Source organism: Streptomyces sp. NPDC048255, assembly GCF_040652415.1.
GTDB lineage: Bacteria > Actinomycetota > Actinomycetes > Streptomycetales > Streptomycetaceae > Streptomyces.
The window spans coordinates 466,294-489,531 of record NZ_JBEZMA010000001.1; the positions used below are offsets into that span (position 1 = coordinate 466,294).

The following is a 23,238-nucleotide window of genomic DNA, read 5'->3' on the forward strand; positions in this document are numbered from 1 at the left end:
AGAGGATTCCATCAAGTGAGGACGAAGCCGACCATGTACAAGAGAATGCTTCGCTCGGTGCTTGCCATAGTTTTCTCCGCCGTTGCGGTTTTTTGGGCAGTCAGCGCCGTCGAAAGTGACGCGGGGAGCGCTAGGGACGATCAGGGCACCGAGCTGATGGGCAAGGCGTCCGACACGGGCTGGACCATCGGGCCCGTGGACAAGTACGCGGACACCGGCTGGACGAGCGGCCCACTGGACGGGAAGTCCGACACCGGTTGGACGTCGGCGCCGGCGACGGTGTCCGCGTGACCCCCGACGACCGCGGCTTCCGCCGCGAAATGGCCTCTGCCTACCGCTCCGGCTGGCAGTTCATCGACCTCGCCACCGCCATCCCCCACCCTGGCGACTCGCTCATGGTCACCCTGTTCGGCCAGCCGATCGTCGTCGTGCGCGAGGAGGACGAGGACGTACGTGCCTACCGGTGCCTGCGCCGCCCGCGGGGCGCGCCGCAGCCCGTCCGCTGCGAGGTGCGCTACGGAATGGTCTTCGTCAATCTCGATCAGCGGGACCACCAGCTCTTCGAACCCGATATCACCACCGCCACCCCCCGCAGTGCCTGAAGCGATTCCCCCGTCGTCGCAGATCGCTCAGGTGCTTCCCCCACACAACGGCGCCATCGTGGACCTGACCACGATGGCGCCGTTGTGATGTCCGCGTCCAGTAGTCGAACCGGACAAAGATGAAAGCTGAACTGTTTTTGGCCCGGGGCCGCCCTGCCCCGGCCCCCCGGCCTCAGGCGCGGCCCATGGCCCGGTCCAGGGTGATCTCCATGACGACCCGGTCCGGATTGGGCGAGGGCGTCCGCCCGTACCGCTGCGCGTAGCGCGCCACCGCGTCGGCGACCGACGCCTCGTCCGTACGGATCACCGCGCGCCCCTCCAGGGTGGCCCAGCGGCGCCCTTCCATCTGGCAGACCGCGACCCGGACCCCGCCCGGCCGTGCGGCCTGCGCCGCCAGGACGTTGCGGACCTTCTTGCTGTGCTTGTTGCTGATCACCCGGGCCAGTCCGGCCTCCGGGTCGTACGTCACGCCCACCGGCACCACGTGGGGCGTGCCGTCCGGGCGGGGGGTGGTCAGCGTGCAGACGTGCCGCTCCCGCCAGAAGGCGAGGTACTCGGGCGTCGGGTTGAGTACGTCAGGAGACATGGCCCGAGCGTACGGTCCGCACCGCCCGACCTGCCGCGGGTCCGGCCCCTGAACATCCTTGAGTGGAATAGACTCAACTTTGCATACGCTGACTATGTCAGAGTTCTGTCACCCCCTCCGGGAGAGGAGAAGTCACCCGTGGATGCCGAGCTGACCAACAAGAGCCGGGACGCGCTGAACGCGGCCACCAGCCGGGCCGTCAAGGACGGTCACGCGGACCTGACCCCCGCGCACCTGCTGCTGGCCCTGCTCGCCGGCGAGGACAACGAGAACGTCATCGACCTGCTGGTCGCCACCGACGCCGACCTGGCCGCCGTACGCGCGGGCGCGGACCGGCTGCTCGCCGCGCTGCCCAGCGTCACCGGCTCCACCGTGGCGCCCCCGCAGCCCACCCGGGAACTGCTCGCCGTACTCGCCGAGGCCGACGGCCAGGCCGGGAAGCTCGGCGACGAGTACCTCTCCACCGAACACCTGCTCATCGCCGTCGCCGCCAAGGGCGGCGCGGCCGGTGAGCTCCTTTCCGCACAGGGCGCGACGGCGAAGAAGCTGCTGGCCGCCTTCGAGAACGCACGAGGAGGACGGCGGGTGACCACCCCCGACCCCGAGGGCCAGTACAAGGCCCTGGAGAAGTTCGGCACGGACTTCACGGCAGCCGCCCGTGAGGGCAAGCTCGACCCGGTCATCGGCCGTGACCAGGAGATCCGGCGCGTCGTCCAGGTGCTCTCGCGCCGTACGAAGAACAACCCGGTGCTCATCGGCGAGCCCGGCGTCGGCAAGACGGCCGTCGTCGAGGGCCTGGCCCAGCGCATCGTCAAGGGCGACGTCCCCGAGTCGCTGAAGAACAAGCGCCTCGTCGCCCTGGACCTCGGCGCGATGGTCGCCGGCGCGAAGTACCGCGGTGAGTTCGAGGAGCGGCTGAAGACCGTCCTCGCCGAGATCAAGTCGAGCGACGGCCAGATCATCACCTTCATCGACGAGCTGCACACGGTCGTCGGCGCGGGCGCCGGCGGCGATTCGGCCATGGACGCGGGCAACATGCTCAAGCCGATGCTGGCCCGCGGCGAGCTGCGCATGGTGGGCGCGACCACGCTCGACGAGTACCGCGAGCGGATCGAGAAGGACCCGGCGCTGGAGCGGCGCTTCCAGCAGGTGCTGGTCGCCGAGCCGTCCGTCGAGGACACCATCGCGATCCTGCGCGGGCTCAAGGGCCGGTACGAGGCCCACCACAAGGTCGTCATCAACGACAGCGCGCTGGTCGCGGCCGCGACCCTGTCCGACCGGTACATCACCTCCCGCTTCCTCCCCGACAAGGCCATCGACCTCGTCGACGAGGCCATGTCCCGGCTGCGCATGGAGATCGACTCCTCCCCGCTGGAGATCGACGAGCTCCAGCGCGCCGTGGACCGGCTGCGGATGGAGGAGCTGGCGCTGAAGAACGAGTCCGACCCGGCCTCGCTGGAGCGCCTGGACAAGATCCGCAAGGACCTGGCGGACAAGGAGGAGGACCTGCGGGGTCTGACCGCCCGCTGGGAGAAGGAGAAGCAGTCCCTCAACCGGGTGGGCGAGCTCAAGGAGCGCCTGGACGACCTGCGCGGACAGGCCGAGCGCGCACAGCGCGACGGGGACTTCGACTCCGCCTCGAAGCTGCTGTACGGGGAGATCCCGACGCTGGAGCGCGAGCTGGCGGAGGCCACGGAGGCCGAGGCCGAGGTCTCCAAGACCGGACGCTCCAAAGACGCCATGGTCAAGGACGAGGTCGGCCCGGACGACATCGCGGACGTGGTCGGCGCCTGGACGGGCATCCCGGCGGGCCGCCTGCTGGAGGGCGAGACCCAGAAGCTGCTCCGGATGGAGGAGGAGCTGGGCCGCCGCCTGATCGGCCAGGGCGAGGCCGTACGTGCCGTCTCGGACGCCGTGCGCCGCACCCGCGCCGGAATCGCAGACCCCGACCGGCCGACCGGCTCCTTCCTCTTCCTCGGCCCGACGGGCGTGGGCAAGACGGAGCTGGCCAAGGCGCTCGCGGACTTCCTCTTCGACGACGAGCGGGCCATGGTCCGCATCGACATGTCGGAGTACGGCGAGAAGCACAGCGTGGCCCGGCTGGTCGGCGCCCCGCCCGGGTACGTGGGCTACGAGGAGGGCGGCCAGCTGACCGAGGCCGTGCGCCGGCGCCCGTACAGCGTGGTCCTGCTGGACGAGGTGGAGAAGGCCCACCCCGAGGTCTTCGACGTCCTGCTCCAGGTCCTGGACGACGGCCGCCTCACGGACGGCCAGGGCCGGACGGTGGACTTCCGTAACGCCATCCTGGTGCTGACCTCGAACCTCGGCAGTCAGTTCTTGAGCGGGCACGGCTTGGTGGACCCGGCGATCTCGGATGAGGACAAGAAGGCCAAGGTCCTGGAGGTGGTCCGGGCCTCCTTCAAGCCGGAGTTCCTCAACCGCCTGGACGACCTGGTGGTCTTCTCCGCGCTGAGCCGGGACGAGCTGGCGCACATCGCCGAGCTGCAGATCGGCCGGCTGGCCAAGCGCCTGGCCGACCGGCGCCTGACCCTGGACATCACGCCGGAGGCCCTGGCCTGGCTGGCGGACAAGGGCAACGACCCGGCGTACGGCGCCCGGCCGCTGCGCCGCCTGATCCAGACGGCGATCGGCGACCGCCTGGCCAAGGAGATCCTCTCCGGCGAGGTCAGGGACGGCGACACCGTACGGGTCGACGTGGCCGGCGAGGACCTGCTGGTCGGCAAGGCGCTCTAGGGCCCGTCCCGGGCCCGTCCCAGGGGCGTCCCGGGCGTGTCGCGCCGATCGGGCCGCCCCGGGCGGGCTCATGTGTCCGCCCGGAGCGGATAGGGCGTCCGGGGGTGGACACGGGGTAGGCGAGATGGGGGAGGATGCAGGTATCCGCACGAAGGGAAGTACACGGTGAGCATCGACCCGGCCTCGATTCCGAACTTCGGAGGGCAGCAGCCCGATCCGCAGGCCACAGGACCGGCGGGCCCCGTCGTCCCCGACCAGGATCTGGTCAAGCAGCTGCTGGAGCAGATGGAGCTCAAGTACGTCGTCGACGACGAGGGTGACCTCGCGGCGCCGTGGGAGGAGTTCCGCACGTACTTCATGTTCCGCGGCGAGGACGAGCAGCAGGTCTTCTCGGTGCGGACCTTCTACGACCGTCCGCACAAGATCGACGAGAAGCCGCAGCTTCTCGAGTCGATCGACGACTGGAACCGCCGCACCCTGTGGCCGAAGGTCTACAGCCACACCCACGACGACGGCTCGGTCCGCCTGATCGGCGAGGCGCAGATGCTGATCGGCACCGGCGTCAGCCTGGAGCACTTCGTGTCCTCCACGGTCAGCTGGGTCCGCGCCTCCATCGAGTTCGACAAGTGGCTCGTCGAGCAGCTCGGCCTGGAGAAGGACATCGACTCCACCGGCGGCGACGAGGACACGAACGGCGACGCCAAGCAGTAGCCGCCCGTCACAGCGGTACCCGCGCTACGAGCAGCAGGTAGAGCCCGTAGCCGTAGGAGAGCCCGGCCAGCCCCGCGGTCACCACGACCGCGGTGCGCGGCCGGGCTCTGGCCATGGCGGCGGCGAGCTGCAGCAGCAGCGGGAACGCCGGCAGCAGGAACCGCGGCTTCGACTCGAAGAACCCGGCCCCGCCGAAGGTCATCAGCAGCAGTATCCCGGTGTACACGAGCAGCGGCAGCGAGGTGCGGTCCAGCACCAGCAGGGCCGCCAGCAGCCCGGCAGCGGCCAGCAGGACCACCGTCACGGTGGTGGCGAGCGGCACGTGCCCGCCGGTCAGGACCCGCTCCGCGGTGCGCAGCGCCCCGGCGCCGAAGTCGAAGCGCGAGCCCCAGCGCCGCTGCACGGTGAAGTACCCGCCCAGCGGATCACGCCCCCGCACCCCGACGGTGAGGACGTACGCCACCCAGCCCGCGGGGGCCAGCAGCGCCGCCGCCCACACCTCGGGCGCCCGGGCCCTGCGGACGACCAGCGCGTGCAGGGCCACGGCGCAGACGGCGGCCGCGACGGCGATCCCGGTCGGCCGGGTCAGCCCGGCGAGCACCGCCAGGCCCGCGGCCCACAGCCAGCGGCCGCGCAGCAGGGCGTAGAGGGACCAGGCGGCGAGCGCGGCCAGCAGGGCCTCGGTGTAGGCGAGGGTCAGCACCACGGCGTGCGGCAGGGCCGCCCAGAGCCCCACGAGCAGTATCCCGGCGCGCGGCCCGAGCAGCCGCTCCCCGATCCGGTAGACGCCGACGGCGGCGACGGCGGCCGAGACCCAGGCGATCAGCAGCCCTGCGGGGACCAGTCCGCCGGGCAGCACGGCGGAGACGAGCCGCATCAGGACGGGGTAGAGCGGGAAGAAGGCGTAGTCGCTCTGGACGGCGCCGGTGCCGGTGAGGGGGTCGGCCGACATCACGGTGCGCCCGTACCCGTCGGCGGCGATCCCCAGGTACCAGGAGGCGTCCCAGGAGCGGCCGAGGACCCGTACGGGATCCCGTCCGGCCCACCAGGACCCGGCCGCGACCACCAGGATCCCGGCGCCGCGGACGGCGGCGAACACCCCGAGCGCGACCACGGCCGGCGGGGCGGCGGCCCGTACCGCCCGCAGGTGCGGCGGCAGCGCGGAGGCGGGGATCCTGCTGCCCGTTGCCATGTGTCCCGACTCTTCCGCTCGGCGTGATGACACCCGTCCGGCGACGGGGGCTTCGGGCACCTTCGAGGCCGTCAGCTTCACACCGCCTTCACTCGCCCCGCAAGCACTCCTGGGCATCCTTTGCGCCAATTGGTCAGCGGGCTACCGCATTTGGCGCGGTCGGCGCGTGTGTAAGGGTCGGTTTTCGGCCTACAGGAGCCCCGTGTGACGACGGTCACTCCGGAGCCGATCATTCGAGGGTTACGGTCGCTGGCGTTGTCAGTGCAAAGCTCTCGACTCAGGGGGAAGAACATGACGCACACGCGCAAGCGCATAGCCGTGGTGGGCCTGACCGCAGTACTGGCCCTGCCCGTCGGCATCGCGGCCGCCGGGGAGATCACCAACAGCCGCCTTCCGTTCTCGATTGCGACCGCCGGGTCGAAGGAGGACGGCGACCGCTGGAACGGGCCGGGTTCGGGCCACGCGAAGGCCTGTGGCGACGTCCCGGTGTCGGACACGCGGACCTTCAGCGGCTACGTCTACCAGGACAAGGACTGGATGCCCGACCCGAAGATCGCCTCGGTGTCGAAGAACTACTCCTCGGGCTTCGGCTGCGGCTCCTACGGGGGCACCACCACGGGTGGCAAGTACTACACCAAGGCCACCTGGGCCGGGATTCCCGGAAGCCGCGCCTACGGCTTCGTGTCCGCTCAGAACTGAACAGGGAACCGTGTCCGTCGACAGTGATATCGCCGCGGCCGGCTCCACGCCGGTCGCGGCCGTCGAGGGCGCCACGGTCCGCTACAAGACCGTGGTCGCCCTCGACGACGTCAGCGCCCGCTTCACCTCCGGCACCACCGCGCTGCTCGGCCCGAACGGAGCGGGCAAGACCACCCTGCTCTCCCTGCTGAGCACCGCCCGCCGGCCGCACACGGGGACCGTGTCCCTGCTCGGCGAGTCCTCGGACAGCCGCGCCCGCACCCGCCGGCTGCGCGAACGCATCGGCGTCCTGCCGCAGTCCTTCGGCTACTACCCGCGCTTCACCGTCCAGGAGTTCGTCGAGTACGCGGCCTGGCTGCGCAAGGTGCCCGCCCCGCAGCGCAGCGAACGCACCCGTGACGCCCTGCGGCTGGTGGAGCTGGAGAAGTACGCGGACCGGCGCATGGGGGCGCTCTCCGGCGGGATGCTGCGCCGGGCCGGGATCGCGCAGGCCGTCGTCAACCGGCCCGCGCTGGTGCTGCTCGACGAGCCGACGGTCGGCCTTGACCCCGCCCAGCGGATCGGTTTCCGCACCCTCATCCGGGCCTTGGGGGAACGCTCCGCGGTGGTGATGAGCACGCACCTGGCCGAGGACGTCGCCCACGTCTGCGACCGCGTCTCGGTGCTCCTGGAAGGCCGGGTGCGGTTCACCGGCACCGCGGCGGAGCTCTGCGCGCAGGCTCCCGGACACGACGGAAGCACCGTCAGCGGCTCCACGGTCGAGGGCGGCTACCTGGCCGTCGTGGACCGGAACGGAGTCGTCCTGTGATCCGCGTGCTGCTCCACGAGATGCGCCGCGGCGAGGCCGGCAAGGTGGCGCTGCTGATGGCCGCCGTCGGCTCCTGGTACCTGGTCTCCGAGGACACCGCGACCAGCGACTGGATCGGCTGGTGGACCCAGGCCAGCATCAAGGTCCAGGTGTTCGGCGTGATCGTGATGGGCTCCCTGATGAGCGCCGCCGCCGCGTGGAGCGCGGGCCGCGCCCGGCGCACCCGTACGAGCGCCTGGGCCGACACGACCCCCCGGGGCGGCTGGTCGCAGGCCCTGCTGCTGTGGGCCGCGGCCTGGCTGCCGGCGCTCGCCGCGTACGCGCTGATGGCCGCCATCGCCTTCTGGCGCACCGCCGCCGTCAGCGAGGTCACCGACCCGGTGTGGACCCCGCTGCTGCTGGGCGCCGTCATGATCGGGTTCCAGATCGCCGCGGGCGTCGCCGCCGGCAGCCTGCTGCCGTCCCGGATCACCGCCCCCGCCGCGGGCGTGCTCTGGTACCTGGTGTTCGTCGTCTTCGCGTTCGTGCCCGAGAGCCCCCTGGCCAGTCTCTTCCCGGCCATCGACGAGCACTGGGACGCCACCTTCCGCCCCCACACCACGCGCCTGCTCGTCGCGACCGCCTGGTGCGGCGCCGCGGCGCTCACCCTGCTGGCCCTGCCCGCGCTGGTCCGGCGCCCGGTGGTCTCGCCCCGGCTGTACGCGGTCGTGCCCGTGGCCCTGGCCGCGGTGGTGGCCGGGGGCGTGCTGCTGACCTTCCGCGCCCCGGTGCCCGACCCGTTCTGGGCGGTGCGGGCGCAGCAGCCCGAGGAGCCCGCCTGTGTCACCCAGGGCCGTACGAAGGCCTGCCTGTGGCCGGCCGACAGGCATCTGATGCCCCAGGTCGAGGCCGCCACCCTGAAGGTCGACCAGGCCCTGGGCCCGCTCACCGGCCTCAACCGCAGCTTCTACCAGACGGGGCTGCGCCCCAGCGGCCCGTACAGCGCGGAGCTGCCCGTCTACCGGCCCGTCGTCGACACCGCCACCCTGACCGCGGCGATGCTCGACGCCTCGCTGCCGCAGCCCGCGTCCGGCTGCGAGCCGTATCCGCTCAAGGAGCTCGGCGGGCTGCCGGACACCTTCCTCTTCCAGGCCGTGATCCACAGCCGCGCCGGGGCGGGGGCCCCGTACTACGGGGACGAGTTCGCGGCCACGCTGGAGGCCGTGCTCAAGGCACCGGCGGCGGACCGCGACGCGTGGATCAGCGCTGCCGCGGGCGAGATCGGCGCCTGCCGCCCCGTACCCCCGCTGCCCCGGTGAACCCCGTCCTCGCCTACGCGCGCAGCCGCGACCTGCCCCGTGCGGCGGCGGCCTCGCTGGCCGTGGCCGTGGCCACCGTGGTGTTCACCGGGACCCAGGTCGACTTCCCGGACTTCCGCTACCTGGTCGACTTCAGCATCCCGGTCGCGGCGGTCGCGCCCGTCGCCTACGCGGTCGTCCTCGGCACCACCTTCCACTCGCCCATGGCCGACCTGGAGCACACCGCGGCCCAGCCCATGCCGGGCTACCGGCGCCTGCACCTGGTCGCGCTGACCCTGCTGGCCGTGGTGCTGTCGGCCCTGCCGCTGCTGGCCGGCCTGCCCGCGGAGGTGTTCGCCGCCTCGGCCCGCAACGCCGTCGGCCACCTGGGCCTGGCGGTGATCAGCGCCCGCCTCTTCGGCAGCGGCCTGGCCTGGCTGCTGCCCCTGGGCACCTTCGGCCCGACCCTCCTGCTCGGCGTGGGCCCGGACAGCACGCCGGAGTTCTGGGCCTGGTCCATCGAGGCCCCGGGCCACGCCCCGGCCCTGGCCGTCGCCGCCGCCCTGTGGCTGACGGCCCTGCTCCTCCCCGCCCCGCCACCCCGCCAGGACGACCGCGCGGAGGCGTCCTGACGCTGCCCCCTCGTCCTACAGGCGCCGCAGGCGCGTGACCGCCTCCTGCAAAACCTCGGTCCGCTTGCAGAAGGCCCAGGTACGAGCACCTACATGTCCACCGGCCCGCGCTCAGCGAGCCAGCCGACCCAGGCGGTCCACCGCCTCCTGCAAAACCGCCGTTCGCTTGCAGAAGGCCCAGCGGACCTGGGTGGCGCCGGCGGACTTGTCGTCGTAGAAGACCTGGTTCGGGATGGCGACCACGCCGCAGCGTTCCGGCAGGGCGCGGCAGAAGGCGAGGCCGTCCTTCTCGCCGAGCGGGGTGATGTCGGTGGTGATGAAGTACGTGCCCTGCGGGCGGTAGACCTCGAAACCGGCCGCCGCGAGGCCGTCGGCGAGGAGGTCGCGCTTGGCGGCCAGGTCGGCGCGCAGGCCCTCGTAGTACGCGTCGGGGAGGGCCAGGGCCTCGGCGATCGCGTACTGGAAGGGGCCCGAGGAGACGTAGGTGAGGAACTGCTTGGCCGAGCGGACCGCCGAGACCAGGGCCGGGGGAGCCGTGACCCAGCCGACCTTCCAGCCGGTGAAGGAGTAGGTCTTGCCGGCCGAGGAGATGGTGACGGTGCGCTCGCGCATGCCGGGGAGGCCGGCCAGGGGGGTGTGGGAGCCCTCGAAGACCAGGTGCTCGTAGACCTCGTCCGTGACGACCAGGAGGTCGCGCTCCACCGCCAGCTCGGCCACGGCGGCCAGCTAGGCCGGGGTGAGGACGGTGCCCGTCGGGTTGTGCGGGGTGTTCAGCAGGAGCAGCCGGGTGCGCGGAGTGACCGCCGCGCGCAGTTCGTCCAGGTCGAGGACGAAGGCCCCGGCGTGCGGGCGCAGGGTGACGGGGACCCGTACGGCGCCGGCCATGGCGATGCAGGCCGCGTACGAGTCGTAGAACGGTTCGAGGGCGATGACCTCGTCACCCGGTTCCAGCAGGCCGAGGAGGGAGGCCGCGATGGCCTCCGTGGCACCCGCGGTGACCAGGACCTCCGTGTCGGGGTCGTAGGCCAGGCCGTAGAAGCGCTGCTGGTGCTCGGCGATCGCGGTGCGCAGCTCGGGGACGCCGGGGCCGGGCGGGTACTGGTTGCCGAGGCCCGTGAGGACCGCGCGGGAGGCCGCTTCGGCGATCTCGGCCGGGCCGTCGGTGTCGGGGAAGCCCTGGCCGAGGTTGATCGACCCGGTGCGGGCGGCCAGCGTCGACATCTCCGCGAAGATCGTGGTGCCGAAGGCCGCCAGCCGGCGGTTCAGGAAGGGGCGGTTGCTGCTCACGGGTGCGGTCATGTGCGTCATCCTGCGGGGAACCTCTGGACTTGCTCAAGTGTGCTTTGGGCCGCGTGGCCTGCGGGCATCTCCCTGTCACGCGGGACGCGGGGATCCCGCTCCCCGGGAGGACCGGGGTGTGAGAAAGGGGGGCGGACGTGGTGTTCGTCTTCATTGTGATGGGGCTCATGCTGGTCGCCTTCGTCGTGACCCTCGCGGTCCGTTCCTCGGGCGGCGGGTCTTCGTCCGGGTCCCGGCGCAGCGGATCGTCGAGCAGCGGATGGTCGAGCGGCGGATCGTCGAGCTCGTGTTCGGGCGGCTCGTCCTCCTGCGGGTCCTCCTCGTCCTGCGGGGGCGGGGGCGGTGGGTGCGGCGGTTCCAGCTGACACGGGGCAGCGTGGCACCGCGCGGAAGGGGGGTGCCCGGCGGTGTAACTTCCGTCGGGCGTCCTCGCGTTCGCCCATGCATCACGACGCGCGGGACGCAACTCGTTGAACACGTGAACTGGGTAGCCCCCGGGGGGATGTAAACCCCGTCAAGTTGGGTAAAAACGCTGTGAGTGCCGTGCCTTTCATGATTCCCTCGGTTGAGTAGACCAGTCCTCGGACCTCCCGGGACTTCCTGTGGACCCGTGCCGGTGTCCCCCACCCGTTGACTACCGCTGGCGGGCCCCGGCCCATCTCCCTCGCGCGTTTGCGGAGCCGACTCATGCTCACGACCCTCCAGACCACCTACACCGACACGCGTGCCGCCGACCTCGCCTGGGCTCTGGGGCGGGACCGGCTGCCCGCCCTGGCCGTACTGAACCTCGAACTGGTGGGCGCCAAGGTGGAGTTGCGCCTGCTCGGAGCCTCCCACCAGGTACTCCTGGAGGAGGGCGCGGTGCTCTGCTCGGAGACGGTCGCCTGCATGCCCGGCAGCAGCACGCCACTGCCCCTCGGCGTGGCCAAGCGGGTGGGTGACTGGGAGTACGAGTTCGCCGCGCGGGTCGAGACCCTCTCGCGCGGCTCCTTCGCGGGGAGGGCGCAGGAACTGCTCGCACTGGTCGCGGACCACCCGAACGGGCTAGCGGGCACCTTCCCGGGCAGCCCGCACGCCTTCACCGCCATGCTGGCCCAGCGCTACGAGGGCCAGGTGCGCTGGCGGACCTGGCACGCGTATCCGCAGGAGGGCCAGCTCGTGGCCACCAGGACGCGGGTCGGGGTACGGATGGGCGCCACCGCCGCGGCGGCCGAGGAGTCCCCCGCGCTGCTGTGAACCGGCCCGGCCGGGTCGCGGGGCGGGCCCGGGGCGCGGGCGCACCCGCCCGGTTACGCCAACTGGCTGGAACGGTACGCGACTTGCACCCATGTGGGTGACCGGGTCGAAGTGGGCGGTGACGTACGGTTCGCTTCATGATCGACCGTTCCGTCCCGCGCCGGGTGCTCCCGGCTCCGGAGCCGGGGGGCTCGGCGGCCGTCCCGGCCGCCCTCCCCGTACGGCCCCGGACCGGCCGGCTCCTCGTCCTGGCCACCGTGTTCGTCTGTGCCGCCTGCGGGCTGGTGTACGAACTGGAGCTGCTCGCCCTGGGCTCCTACCTCATCGGCGATTCCGTCACCCAGGCGTCGGTCGTGCTGTCCGTCATGGTCTTCGCCATGGGCGTCGGCTCCCTGCTCGCCAAACGCCTGCGCAGACGCCCCGCCTTCGGCTTCGGCATGATCGAGGCCGCGCTCGCCCTGCTCGGCGGGCTCTCCGCCACGGCGCTGTACGCGAGCTTCGTCTGGCTGGGGGAGTCCCGGCCCGCGCTCGTCGCCTTCTCCTTCGCCATCGGGGTGCTCATCGGCGCGGAGATCCCGCTGCTGATGGTCCTCATCCAGCGCATCCGCAGACAGGACGCGGGCGGGGCCGTCGCCGACCTGTTCGCCGCGGACTACGTGGGCGCCCTGGTCGGCGGCCTCGCCTTCCCGTTCCTGCTGCTCCCGCTGCTCGGCCAGCTCACCGGCGCCATGTTCACCGGCACCGTCAACGCGGCCGTCGGCGGCGGACTGGTGCTGTGGCTGTTCCGCCGCGACCTGAGCCGGCGCTGCCGCTGGCTGCTGATCGCCGCGAACGTGACCGTCCTGGCGGTGCTCGCCTCCGCGACCGTCCTCGCCGACGACTTCGAGCGGGTCGCCCGGCGCGCCGTGTACGGCGGGGAGGTGCGGGTCGCCGTCCAGACCGGGGTGCAGGAACTGGTGATCACCGGTCCCCGTACCGGCTCCCCGCGCTCCCTCGACCTGTACCTCGACGGGCGGCTGCGGGTCAGCGGGTACGACGAGTACCGCTACCACGAGGCCCTCGTCCACCCCGCGATGACCGGCCCGCACGGCCGGGTCCTGGTCCTCGGCGGCGGCGACGGGCTCGCCGCCCGCGAGGTGCTGCGCTACCGCGACGTCGCCTCCGTCACCGTCGTCGAGCTCGACCCGGGCGTGGTCCGCCTCGCGCGCACCGACCCGATGCTCTCCGCGCTCAACGCCCGCGCGTACGAGGACCCGCGCCTCGCCGTCGTCACCCAGGACGCCTTCCGCTGGCTGCGCGGCCCGGCCGCGCGGGACGGGTTCGACGTCATCCTCTCCGACCTCCCCGACCCGGGCATCACCCCCAGCACCAAGCTGTACTCGCAGGAGTTCTACGGGCTCGCAGCGCGGGCCCTGCGCCCCGGCGGGCGGATGGCCGTGCACGCGGGTCCGCTGGCCACGCGGCTGCGGACGTACTGGACGGTGGACGCCACCCTGCGCGCCGCGGGCCTGCTGACCGCGCCCTACAGTGCGGGCGGCCGCCTCTCCGGCTTCGCCGCCGGACCCGACCGCTCCCCGCTGGGCGTGGCCGCCGCACCGCCCCAGGACTGGGGCCTGGTGCTGGCCGCCCGCGACCAGGTCCCCCAGCTGCGCGTGGACCGCGACACCCCGGCGCCGAGCTCGCTGTCGACCCGCTCCCTGGAGGACGCCGCACGGGACACGGAACGGACCCGGATGCCCGGACTGCCGCCGTCGACCCTGCCGCACCCGAGGTATTCGTGACCGGTGTCGGCGCCGGACCGGGGACGTGAGCGGGTCTCCTCGGTAGGCTCGACCACATGGAGCATCAGGTGTTCGTTCCGGTACCGGCCGACGACCTCCGCGCCGTGCTGCGCGATCCCGCCCGGGTGGCCCGCTGCGTGCCGGGGCTCCAGCAGGACGCCGACACCGGTTCCGGGCCGCTCGCGGGCCGGCTGAAGGTCAGGGTCGGCGGGCACACCGTGACCTACCGGGGGGCCCTGTCCCTGACCGAGCGGGACCCCGGCCGCTTCGCCGTCGAGGGCGAGGGCACGGAGGTGCGGGGCAACGGGGCCGTCAAACTCTCCCTCACGCTGCGGCTCACCCCGGTGGAGGACGGCACCCGGCTGGACTTCACCACCGGCGGCGCGGCCGACGGGCGCGCCGCCGCCTTCACCCCGCAGGCCACCGCCACCGCCGTGCGGCGGCTGCTGGACCGGGCCGCCGAGCAGCTCGCCGCGGTGGCCGTGGCCGAGGTGAGCGACCCCGTGGCCGACGCCGAGGACGCCGCGGACGCCGAAGACGCCGCGACCGCCGAGGATGCGCAGGACACGGGGCGGGACGGCTCCGGGGACGAGGTCACCGAGGTCTCCGCGTCCGTGTTCGACACCGACGTGCCGCCGCCCTCCCTCGATCCCTTCCTGGAATCGGAGTTCACCGACCTGGGCGACCTCGGGGCCGGCCGGCCCCCGGCCGAGGCCGCCCACGCCCGCCGGACGATGATCGGCCGCAGTGCCGAGGAGGTGGACCACGCGCCCCCGCGCGGCCGGTACGCCCCAGTCCCCGCGCCCGCCCCCACCGCCGCCGGGGACAGCCTGCGCTGGATCGCCCCGGCCGCCGCCCTCGCCCTCGCCTCGGCGGTGGTGCTGGGCCGGGCCCTGCGCAGGCGTCGCTGATCCACTCTCAGCACTAGGGTCGACCGTATGACTACGCAACTGACCGCCGGCGGCGCCGAGGTGACCGTCGACCAGGAGAACGGCTGCCGGATCAGCAGCCTGCGCATCGACGGGACGGAGCTGTTGCGTCAGGGCCCGAGGTACGGGGCCTTCCCGATGGTGCCGTGGTGCGGGCGTACGGCGAACGGCCGGTTCTGGGACGGGGCGACCGAGCACCAGATGCCGCTCAACCACCCGCCCCACGCCCTCCACGGCTTCGGCCGCGACGTGCCCTGGCGCCCGGCCGGCGCCACCGCGACCCAGGCGGTCTTCACCTACGACCTCGCCGACCCGTGGCCGTACCCCGGCCGGGTGACCCAGGTCTTCGAGCTGGGCGAGGACGCGCTGACCCTGACCATGGGCATCGAGACGTACGGGGACTCCTTCCCGGCCCAGGCGGGCTGGCACCCCTGGTTCCGGCGCAGCCTCCAGCCCGGCGGCGAGGACGTGAAGGTGGCCTTCGACGCCGCCTGGCAGGAGGAGCGGGGCGCCGACCACATCCCCACCGGCCGCCGCATCGAGCCCCTGCCGGGCCCGTGGGACGACTGCTTCGGCATGCCGGACGGCGTGGACGTCACCCTGACCTGGCCCGGCGCCCTGGAGCTGAGGCTCACCAGCCGCTCCGAGTGGGTGGTCGTGTACGACGAGGAACCCGAGGCCGTCTGCGTCGAGCCGCAGTCGGGCCCGCCGAACGGCCTGAACAGCCTGCCGCGCCTGGTCACCCCGGTGGACCCGCTGGAGATCTCCAGCACGTGGACCTGGCGGCGGCTCGGGTAGGGCCCCTTGTCAGCGCTTAAGCTCGAGGGCATGAGTGACGTACGCGATGCGCTTCTGCAGCAGATCAAGGACAAGGCCGTCGTGCACGGCAAGGTGACCCTCTCCTCCGGCCGGGAGGCCGACTACTACATCGACCTCCGCCGGATCACCCTCGACGGCGAGGCGGCCCCGCTGGTCGGCCAGGTCATGCTCGACCTCACCGCCGACCTCGACTACGACTGCGTCGGCGGTCTGACCCTGGGCGCCGACCCGGTCGCCACCTCGATGCTGCACGCCTCCGCGGCGCGCGGTGAGCGCCTCGACGCCTTCGTCGTCCGCAAGGCGCAGAAGGCGCACGGGATGCAGCGCCGGATCGAGGGCACCGACGTGCAGGGCAAGCGCTGCCTGGTCGTCGAGGACACCTCGACCACCGGCGGGTCCCCGCTGACCGCCGTCGAGGCGGTCCGCGAGGCCGGCGGCGAGGTCGTCGCCGTCGCCACGATCGTGGACCGCGGTGCCGCCGGAGCCATCGCCGAGGCGGGCCTGCCCTACCTCACCGGCTACCGCCTCGGGGACCTCGGCCTCTCCTAGGCGCCCGTGCCGGGGCTGCGCGGGAGGTGCGCCAGGGCTGCGCCGGGGCCCGGCGCAACTGGTGACCAAGGTCCTCAGGAGTCCCGCCTCCAGCCCTGACCTGCTCGTTTCCGGGACGCCGGGATGTTTCACGTGAAACATCCCGGCGCCTTCCCGTCTTAGCGGGTGACCGGTGGGGTGGAGTGTCGCGCGGAGTCTGGAAAGATAGGCGCGACGATGACGTCGCCCCCAGGTCAGGGCCCGCAATAAGCACACTCCCCGCACATCCAAGGAGCGGACAGATGCCCATCGCAACCCCCGAGGTCTACAACGAGATGCTCGACCGGGCGAAGGCAGGCAAGTTCGCCTACCCGGCCATCAATGTGACCTCCTCCCAGACCCTGCACGCTGCGCTGCGCGGCTTCGCGGAGGCCGAGAGCGACGGCATCATCCAGATCTCCACCGGTGGTGCGGAGTTCCTGGGTGGCCAGCACAACAAGGACATGGTCACCGGCGCGGTCGCCCTGGCCGAGTTCGCGCACGTCGTGGCCGCCAAGTACGGCGTCACGATCGCCCTGCACACGGACCACTGCCCCAAGGACAAGCTGGACGGCTACGTACGTCCGCTCCTGGACATCTCCGCCGAGCGCGTGGCCCGTGGTCTGAACCCGCTCTTCCAGTCGCACATGTGGGACGGCTCCGCGGAGACCCTGGCCGACAACCTGGCCATCGGCCAGGAGCTGCTCGCCAAGGCCGCCGCCGCGAAGATCATCCTTGAGGTCGAGATCACCCCGACCGGCGGCGAGGAGGACGGCGTCAGCCACGAGATCAACGACGAGCTGTACACCACCGTCGACGACGCGATCCGCACCGCCGAGGCCCTGGGCCTGGGCGAGAAGGGCCGCTACCTGCTGGCCGCCTCCTTCGGCAACGTGCACGGCGTCTACAAGCCGGGCAACGTCGTCCTGCGCCCCGAGCTCCTCAAGGACCTCCAGGCCGGTGTCGCCGAGAAGTTCGGCAAGGCCTCGCCGTTCGACTTCGTCTTCCACGGCGGTTCGGGCTCCACGGCCGAGGAGATCGCCACCGCGCTGGAGAACGGCGTCGTGAAGATGAACCTCGACACCGACACCCAGTACGCCTTCACCCGCCCGGTCGTGGACCACATGTTCCGCAACTACGACGCGGTGCTGAAGGTCGACGGCGAGGTCGGCACGAAGTCCAAGTACGACCCCCGCACCTGGGGCAAGGCGGCCGAGGCCGGCATGGCCGCGCGCGTCACCGAGGCGTGCGCGAACCTGCGCTCGACCGGTACGAAGCTCAAGTAAGCAGGCACACGCCTTCACCGCAGGGCCCGGCCCCCGTCCCACGACGGCGGGCCGGGCCCTGCGGCCTTTCCCCTGCGCGCAGTTGCCGCGCACTCCTGTCCTGACGAGGCCGCCAGGGCGCCGTCCGGACGCCCCCGCGATGCCCCAGACTGGGTGCATGTCCATTCACCAGAACCTGCTCGGGGGTCCCGCCCCCACCCATCTGCCCGACGAGCCGGGCCGCGAGGCCCTCGCCGCGGGCACGCCCGCCGTCGAGGTGGCCGCCGCGCACCCCACCTCCTCACTCGCCTGGGCGACGCTCGCCGACGAGGCCTTCGCGGCCGGCCGCACCGTCGAGTCCTACGCCTACGCCCGCACCGGCTACCACCGCGGTCTCGACGCGCTGCGCCGCGCCGGCTGGAAGGGCCACGGGCCGGTTCCGTGGGAGCACGAGCCGAACCGCGGTTTCCTGCGCGCCCTGCACGCCCTGGCCCGCGCGGCCGAGGCGATCGGTGAGAAGGAGGAGTACGAGCGCTGCTCGACCTTCCTGCGGGACTCGTCCGAGACGGCCGCGGACGCGCTGAGCGCCTGAGCCGCGCGGCGGGGAGTGTTCGGGCGGGTATGTGACCTGCCTCACTCCCCGCTGGAGCCCCGGCGCACCGGCGTCCTATGATGCGGGCAGGGGACCGGGGCTCCACTCACCTCACCGGAAGGAGCGGACCGCTACCCGGAAGCACGTGTCGAGGAGACAGCGATGTCGCACGCCCTTGATGCCTCCGGAGCCGGTTCGGACACCCCGAACCTCGACTTCGCCGGCACCACCCCGTACGAGGACTACGTCCAGGCGGACGTCCTCACCCACCTCCAGCAGCTGCGCTCGGACGACCCGGGCGAGATGGTCTTCCTGGTCACGACCCAGGTCATGGAGCTGTGGTTCACCGTCATCGTCCACGAGTGGGAGACCGCGGCCCGCGCACTGCGCGAGGACCGGATCCCGGTGGCGATGGACGCGCTGAAACGTTCCCTCCGTGAGCTGGAGGCCCTCAACGCCTCCTGGCGCCCGCTCGCACAGCTCACCCCCGGGCAGTTCAACGCCTACCGCGCCGCCCTCGGCGAGGGCTCCGGCTTCCAGTCGGCGATGTACCGCCGGATGGAGTTCCTGCTCGGCGAGAAGTCCGCCTCCATGCTGGTCCCGCACCGCGGCGCCCCGCGCGTCCACGCGGAGCTGGAGAAGGCCCTCCACGAGCCCAGCCTCTACGACGAGGTGCTGCGCCTGCTCTCCCGCCGCGGCCTGCCGGTCCCGGACGCCGTCCTCGACCGCGACCTCGCACAGCGCTACGAGCCCTCGGCCGAGGTCGAGGCCGTCTGGACGGCCCTGTACGCCGACCCCGACGCGCAGCACGACCTCCACCGCCTCGGCGAGGTCCTCACGGACGTCGCCGAGCTCGTCTGGCGCTGGCGCAACGACCACCTGGTGGCCACCCGCCGGGCGATGGGCGCGAAGACCGGAACGGGCGGCTCCGCCGGGGTGACCTGGCTGGAGAAGCGCGCGACGAAGAACGTCTTCCCGGAGCTCTGGACGGCGCGCAGCCATGTCTGAGCCGACCGCGATGGCCGATCTGGCCGCCCGCGCCGCCGAGCTCGACGCCGCCGACGAGCTCGGCAAGCTCCGCGAGCGCTTCACCCTCCCTGACGGCGTCGTCTACCTGGACGGCAACTCCCTCGGCGCCCTTCCGGCCGGGGTGGCGGCCGCCACCGCCGACGTGGTCACGCGCCAGTGGGGCGAGCTCCTCATCCGCTCCTGGGACGAGAGCGACTGGTGGACCGCGCCGGAGCGGATCGGCGACAAGATCGCCCCGCTCGTCGGTGCGGCCCCCGGCCAGGTGGTCGTCGGCGACTCCACCAGCGTCAACCTGTTCAAGGCCCTGGTCGGCGCGGCCCGGCTGGCCGGGCCGGGACGGACCCGGATGCTGGTCGACGCCGCCACCTTCCCGACCGACGGGTACATCGCCCAGTCGGCGGCCCGGCTGACCGGCCTGACGGCGGTGCCCACCGATCCGGCGGACGTCCCCGCGGCGCTGGGCGAGGACACGGCCGTCGTGCTCCTCAACCACGTCGACTACCGCACCGGCCGTCTCCACGACCTGCCCGGCCTCACCGCCGCCGCCCGCGCGGCGGGGGCCCTGGTCGTCTGGGACCTGTGCCACTCGGCCGGGGCCCTGCCCGTCGGACTCGACGCGCAGGCCGTGGACCTCGCGGTCGGCTGCACGTACAAGTACCTGAACGGCGGCCCCGGCGCGCCCGCGTACCTGTACATCGCCGAGCGCCACCAGGCCGCCTTCGACTCCCCCCTCCCCGGGTGGAACGGCCACGCGGATCCCTTCGCGATGACCCCGGGCTACCGCCCGGCCGAGGGCGCGACCCGGGGCCGGGTCGGCACCCCGGACATCCTGTCCATGCTGGCCCTGGAAGCGGCGCTCGACGCCTGGGACGGGGTCGCGGTCGAGGCCGTACGGGCCAAGTCCCTGGCCCTGACCGACTTCTTCCTCGACTGCGTGGCGGCGTACGTCCCGCAGGGCACGGTCGAGTCGGTCACCCCGGCCGAGCACGCCCACCGGGGCAGCCAGATCTCGCTGCGCACGGACAACGCCCGCGAGGTCATGCGGGAGCTGATCTCCCGGGGCGTCATCGGCGACTTCCGGGCCCCCGACGTCCTGCGCTTCGGCTTCACTCCGCTGTACGTCGGATTCGCCGACGCGGAGCGTGCGGCACGCACACTGGGTCACATTTTCGGGTGACGCGGTAGCGAAACGTCACATCACCGGGCGGGCGGGGCTGAGGCTCCGCCCGCCCCGGTATATCCGGGTGCGCGCACGGAACGCCCCGTTCCAGACTGATACGGTCCCGCTCTGCCGAAACACCGGAACATCTGTCCCCGCTGTCCCACGCGTTACCGAGAGGTTGAGCCGATGACGGACCCCGCCGCAGTGGAACGGGACGCCGCCGAGGCCGCATCGGCCTTCTCCCATCCGGCCGTCGCCCCGGACGCGAGCGCCGCCTACGGAGAACACCCCGACCAGCTCGTCGACTTCTACGCCCCGCGCGGCGAAACCCAGGGACAGGCCCCGCTGGTGGTGCTCCTGCACGGCGGTGCGTGGCGGGCCCCGTACGACCGGCAGCACATCACCCCGATGGCCGGATTCCTAGCCCGGCAGGGCTTCGCCGTCGCCAACGTCGAGTACCGCCGCGGCAGTTCCCTCCCGCACCAGGCCGCCGACGGGCCGGTCGCCGGACGCTGGCCGGAGACCTTCGACGACGTCGCCGCCGCACTGGACGCGCTGCCGGAACTGACCGCCGCCGCGCTGCCGCAGGCGGACGTGCGCCGCGTCGTCGTCACCGGCCACTCGGCGGGCGGCCAGCTCGCGCTGTGGGCCGCCGCCCGGCACGTGCTCCCGTCCGGCTCCCCCTGGCGGCTGCCCGAACCGCCGCCGCTGCGCGGGGTGGTGGCGCTGGCCCCCATCGCCGACTTCGCGGTGGCGGAGGAACTGGGCGTCTGCGGGGGCGCCTGCGGGCAACTGCTGGGCGGCGCGGCGCACTGGGCGGAGCGGCTCCCGTACGCGGACCCGGCGGCCCTGCTCCCGACGGGCATCGCCACGGCGGTGGTGCAGGGCCGCGAGGACATCGTGGTCCCGGCGCGGGTGGCGGAGTCGTACGTGGCCGCCGCGGCGAAGGCGGGGGAGACGGTCGGCCTGACGCTGCTGGACGGGGTCGGGCACTTCCCGCTCATCGACCCGGCGGCGGACGCGTGCGCGGTGGTCTCGGAGGAGATCGCGCAGCTGGCCTGGTAGCCGGTCCGGAGGGCCAAGTCGTCGGCAGCGGGGCCACGTTGTCCTCTCGGGGGCATCGGGTAGATTTCCAGAAAATACTTCCGATGCTGACGGGGCTGACGTGTTAGAGCTGAGGGGGAGCGGGGCCGAGCCGCTGGAGGCGGAGGATCCGCGTCAGATCGGGCCGATTCCGCTGGCCGGCCGGCTCGGGGCCGGCGGCATGGGGCGGGTGTACCTCGGGGTCCAGGACGGCCGGTACGTCGCCGTCAAGCAACTGCTCGCCTCCGTGGTCGGCGAGGACAAGGACTTCCTGCGGCGCTTCGGGCACGAGCTGGACAACCTCGCGCGCCTGCCCGAGGGCGCCACCGCACCGCTGCTCGCCAGCGACCGCGCCGCACGTCCCCCGTGGTTCGCCACCGCGTACGTTCCCGGCATCACCCTGAAGGAAGCCGTCGACCTGCACGACGGGCCCCTGCCCGCGGGCGCGCTGTGGCTGCTGCTGCGGGAGGCGGCGGCCGGCCTGGCGGCGGTGCACGCGCTGGACATGGTGCACCGGGACCTCAAGCCGTCCAACGTCATGCTGACCCTCGACGGCCTCACCCTCATCGACTTCGGCGTGGCCCGGGCCGCCGAGCAGAGCCAGCTGACCAGGACCGGCATGGTCGTGGGCACGCCCGCCTACATGGCACCCGAACAGGCCTCGGGCACCAGGGGGCTGAGCGGCGCCACCGACGTCTTCGCGCTCGGTTCGGTGCTCGCGTACGCGGCCTGCGGCCGGCCGCCCTTCGGTGACGAATCCGGGCACGGCGTGCTGTACCGCATCGTCCACGAAGAGGCCGACCTGGAGCCCTTGCGGGAGGTGGACCCGGACCTCGCCGAGGTGGTCGCGGCCTGCCTCGACAAGGACCCCGAGGGCCGGCCGACCGCTGCCGAACTCCTCGAACGCGCCACGCAGCACGGCCCGTTCACGGCGCCGCTGTGGCCCGCGCCGATCTCCGATCGGCTGTCCGAGCGGGCCGCCTTCGCCGAGCGGGTGCAGGAGATCGACGTTCCGACGCTCCCGCTAGCGGGCGCGAAGCCGGAAGGGGAGCAGGGGCGAGGGGAGCAGGCGCCCGCAGCGGCGACGGGAACGACCCCCGAACCGGCGGCGGCTTCCGGACCCGCGGCGGCTTCCGGACCGGGAGCGGCTCCGGGAGAGGGCCCGGGAGCGGCTCCGGCTTCCGGACCGGTCGTGGCACCGCAGCCTCAGGACGGGGCCCGTACGGAGGCTCCGCGACGGCCCGAACGCCGCCGCCGGACCCGGATCCTGCTCGCCGTCGTCCCCGTCGTGGTGGTCGGCGGCGGTACGACCCTCGTCATCCAGAACCTGCCGTTCACGCCCGGGCAGCGGACGGAGGCACAGACCGACCCGTCCGCGTCGGCCGGCGCGCCCGCCGCGCCGGGCGCCCAGGCCCCGTCGACGGCGGGCAGCGGGAGCCCGTCGGACCCGGCGGCCCCCGCCTCGTCCCCGCCGCCGGCCGGGGAGCAGCCCGGGCAGGGCGGGGCAAACGGCAACGGCGGACCGGGCGGGTCGTCCGGCCCCGCGGCCGGCGGGGCCGGAGCGGCCGGGGCGGGCGCCGTGGGCGGTGGCGGGTCCGTACCGGGCACGCAGCCCGGTACGGGCGCGGGCGGCGGCTCCGCGGGTCCGGGCACCGGCACCTCCAGCGCGCCCAGCCGCCCCGGCACCCCGCCCAGTACGGCCAAGCCCCCGACCACCCCGCCGCCGGCCTCCGGCACGTACCGCTACCGCAACGGCGACAACGGCCAGTGCATCACCCAGGTCTTCGGCTCCGCGGGCCACGGGGAGTGCGGGGACGCGTCCACCCGGTGGACGGTCCAGGGCCGGTCCGACGGCAGCTTCAAGCTCGTCAACCAGCAGTCCGGCGGGTGCCTGTACTCCAACGGGCTCGGCCAGGCCGTGTTCGTCGGCGACTGCGCCCAGGACATCGGCAGGGTGTGGCGCACGGGTTCGGACGGGAGCCTGCGCAGCGACTACGGCGGCGGCTGCCTCGACCCGTACATGGGCACCGGCCTGTACACGATGACCTGCGCCGGAAAGGCCTCGCAGCGCTGGACGCGGCAGGCCTAGGGGGTGCGCCCGGACCGGGCCCGGCAGGCCCGGTCCGCGTCCGGATACGCCGGTGGGGGGGGGGGGGGGGCGGGCCCGGCGGGCGGGCGGCCCGCGGGGCCTCTAGGAGCGGGGGGAAAAAAGTAT

The 23,238-nt window shown here is 73.0% G+C and carries 21 protein-coding genes and 1 pseudogene; 19 read left to right on the forward strand and 3 right to left on the reverse strand.

What is annotated here, in order from left to right; genetic code table 11:
- Window positions 1-15: 15 nt before the first annotated feature.
- Window positions 16-291 (forward strand): hypothetical protein, encoded by a 276-nt coding sequence (locus AB0D94_RS02245; protein WP_362044358.1) that lies wholly within the window; start codon window positions 16-18, stop codon window positions 289-291.
- A gap of 29 nt (window positions 292-320) precedes the next feature.
- Entirely contained in the window at window positions 321-602 is a 282-nt protein-coding gene (locus AB0D94_RS02250) for a (2Fe-2S)-binding protein (protein ID WP_051762453.1), read from the forward strand.
- A 172-nt stretch (window positions 603-774) separates the two neighbouring features.
- Here AB0D94_RS02250 and AB0D94_RS02255 read toward each other — a convergent pair whose 3' ends face one another.
- On the reverse strand, window positions 775-1,188 hold the full coding sequence (locus AB0D94_RS02255) for a TIGR03618 family F420-dependent PPOX class oxidoreductase (protein ID WP_362044360.1): 414 nt from the start codon (window positions 1,186-1,188) through the stop codon (window positions 775-777).
- A gap of 138 nt (window positions 1,189-1,326) precedes the next feature.
- Between AB0D94_RS02255 and clpB the strand changes: the two genes are divergently transcribed.
- Window positions 1,327-3,942 (forward strand): ATP-dependent chaperone ClpB, encoded by a 2,616-nt coding sequence (gene clpB / locus AB0D94_RS02260; protein WP_362044362.1) that lies wholly within the window; start codon window positions 1,327-1,329, stop codon window positions 3,940-3,942.
- Between the two features lie 165 nt (window positions 3,943-4,107).
- The gene (locus AB0D94_RS02265) at window positions 4,108-4,653 is read left to right on the forward strand and encodes a YbjN domain-containing protein (RefSeq protein WP_362044364.1); all 546 of its coding nucleotides are present in this window, start codon (window positions 4,108-4,110) and stop codon (window positions 4,651-4,653) included.
- Between the two features lie 7 nt (window positions 4,654-4,660).
- Here the strand turns inward: AB0D94_RS02265 and AB0D94_RS02270 are convergent, their stop codons facing one another.
- The gene (locus tag AB0D94_RS02270) at window positions 4,661-5,845 is read right to left on the reverse strand and encodes a hypothetical protein (RefSeq protein WP_362044366.1); all 1,185 of its coding nucleotides are present in this window, start codon (window positions 5,843-5,845) and stop codon (window positions 4,661-4,663) included.
- A 291-nt stretch (window positions 5,846-6,136) separates the two neighbouring features.
- Between AB0D94_RS02270 and AB0D94_RS02275 the strand changes: the two genes are divergently transcribed.
- Genes AB0D94_RS02275 through AB0D94_RS02290 form a run of 4 tightly spaced genes read left to right on the forward strand, consistent with a single transcriptional unit; the run spans window position 6,137 to window position 9,261 of the window.
- Entirely contained in the window at window positions 6,137-6,544 is a 408-nt protein-coding gene (locus AB0D94_RS02275; protein ID WP_266935810.1) for a hypothetical protein, read from the forward strand.
- Window positions 6,545-6,554: 10 nt separating this feature from the next.
- Entirely contained in the window at window positions 6,555-7,352 is a 798-nt protein-coding gene (locus tag AB0D94_RS02280) for an ATP-binding cassette domain-containing protein (RefSeq protein ID WP_362044369.1), read from the forward strand.
- Window positions 7,349-8,650 (forward strand): hypothetical protein, encoded by a 1,302-nt coding sequence (locus tag AB0D94_RS02285; protein ID WP_362044371.1) that lies wholly within the window; start codon window positions 7,349-7,351, stop codon window positions 8,648-8,650. Before AB0D94_RS02280 ends, AB0D94_RS02285 begins: the two co-directional genes overlap by 4 nt.
- A complete protein-coding gene (locus AB0D94_RS02290; RefSeq protein ID WP_362044373.1) occupies window positions 8,647-9,261 on the forward strand; it encodes a hypothetical protein in 615 nt (204 codons plus the stop codon). Before AB0D94_RS02285 ends, AB0D94_RS02290 begins: the two co-directional genes overlap by 4 nt.
- Window positions 9,262-9,372: 111 nt before the next feature.
- Here AB0D94_RS02290 and AB0D94_RS02295 read toward each other — a convergent pair.
- Window positions 9,373-10,560: pseudogene (locus AB0D94_RS02295) on the reverse strand (pyridoxal phosphate-dependent aminotransferase).
- 687 nt (window positions 10,561-11,247) lie between these two features.
- Between AB0D94_RS02295 and AB0D94_RS02300 the strand changes: the two are divergent.
- From AB0D94_RS02300 to AB0D94_RS02350, 11 genes are all read left to right on the forward strand, one after another.
- On the forward strand, window positions 11,248-11,796 hold the full coding sequence (locus AB0D94_RS02300) for a DUF2617 family protein (RefSeq protein WP_362044375.1): 549 nt from the start codon (window positions 11,248-11,250) through the stop codon (window positions 11,794-11,796).
- Between the two features lie 137 nt (window positions 11,797-11,933).
- Window positions 11,934-13,577, forward strand: a complete 1,644-nt coding sequence (locus AB0D94_RS02305) for a polyamine aminopropyltransferase (RefSeq protein ID WP_362044377.1) — start codon at window positions 11,934-11,936, stop codon at window positions 13,575-13,577.
- A gap of 56 nt (window positions 13,578-13,633) precedes the next feature.
- Entirely contained in the window at window positions 13,634-14,488 is an 855-nt protein-coding gene (locus AB0D94_RS02310; protein ID WP_362044379.1) for an SRPBCC domain-containing protein, read from the forward strand.
- Between the two features lie 27 nt (window positions 14,489-14,515).
- Window positions 14,516-15,304, forward strand: a complete 789-nt coding sequence (locus AB0D94_RS02315) for an aldose 1-epimerase (protein WP_362044381.1) — start codon at window positions 14,516-14,518, stop codon at window positions 15,302-15,304.
- Window positions 15,305-15,334: 30 nt separating this feature from the next.
- Complete coding sequence (pyrE, locus tag AB0D94_RS02320; protein ID WP_362044383.1) at window positions 15,335-15,874, forward strand: orotate phosphoribosyltransferase; 540 nt, start codon at window positions 15,335-15,337, stop codon at window positions 15,872-15,874.
- Between the two features lie 281 nt (window positions 15,875-16,155).
- The gene (gene fbaA, locus AB0D94_RS02325; protein ID WP_362044385.1) at window positions 16,156-17,178 is read left to right on the forward strand and encodes a class II fructose-bisphosphate aldolase; all 1,023 of its coding nucleotides are present in this window, start codon (window positions 16,156-16,158) and stop codon (window positions 17,176-17,178) included.
- A 157-nt stretch (window positions 17,179-17,335) separates the two neighbouring features.
- Entirely contained in the window at window positions 17,336-17,749 is a 414-nt protein-coding gene (locus AB0D94_RS02330) for a DUF3151 domain-containing protein (protein ID WP_362044387.1), read from the forward strand.
- A 162-nt stretch (window positions 17,750-17,911) separates the two neighbouring features.
- Window positions 17,912-18,757 (forward strand): tryptophan 2,3-dioxygenase family protein, encoded by an 846-nt coding sequence (locus AB0D94_RS02335; RefSeq protein ID WP_362044389.1) that lies wholly within the window; start codon window positions 17,912-17,914, stop codon window positions 18,755-18,757.
- A gap of 10 nt (window positions 18,758-18,767) precedes the next feature.
- Entirely contained in the window at window positions 18,768-19,955 is a 1,188-nt protein-coding gene (kynU, locus tag AB0D94_RS02340; RefSeq protein ID WP_362044450.1) for a kynureninase, read from the forward strand.
- A 171-nt stretch (window positions 19,956-20,126) separates the two neighbouring features.
- Complete coding sequence (locus tag AB0D94_RS02345; RefSeq protein WP_362044391.1) at window positions 20,127-21,005, forward strand: alpha/beta hydrolase; 879 nt, start codon at window positions 20,127-20,129, stop codon at window positions 21,003-21,005.
- Window positions 21,006-21,105: 100 nt separating this feature from the next.
- On the forward strand, window positions 21,106-23,112 hold the full coding sequence (locus AB0D94_RS02350) for a serine/threonine protein kinase (RefSeq protein ID WP_362044393.1): 2,007 nt from the start codon (window positions 21,106-21,108) through the stop codon (window positions 23,110-23,112).
- Window positions 23,113-23,238 lie beyond the last annotated feature (126 nt).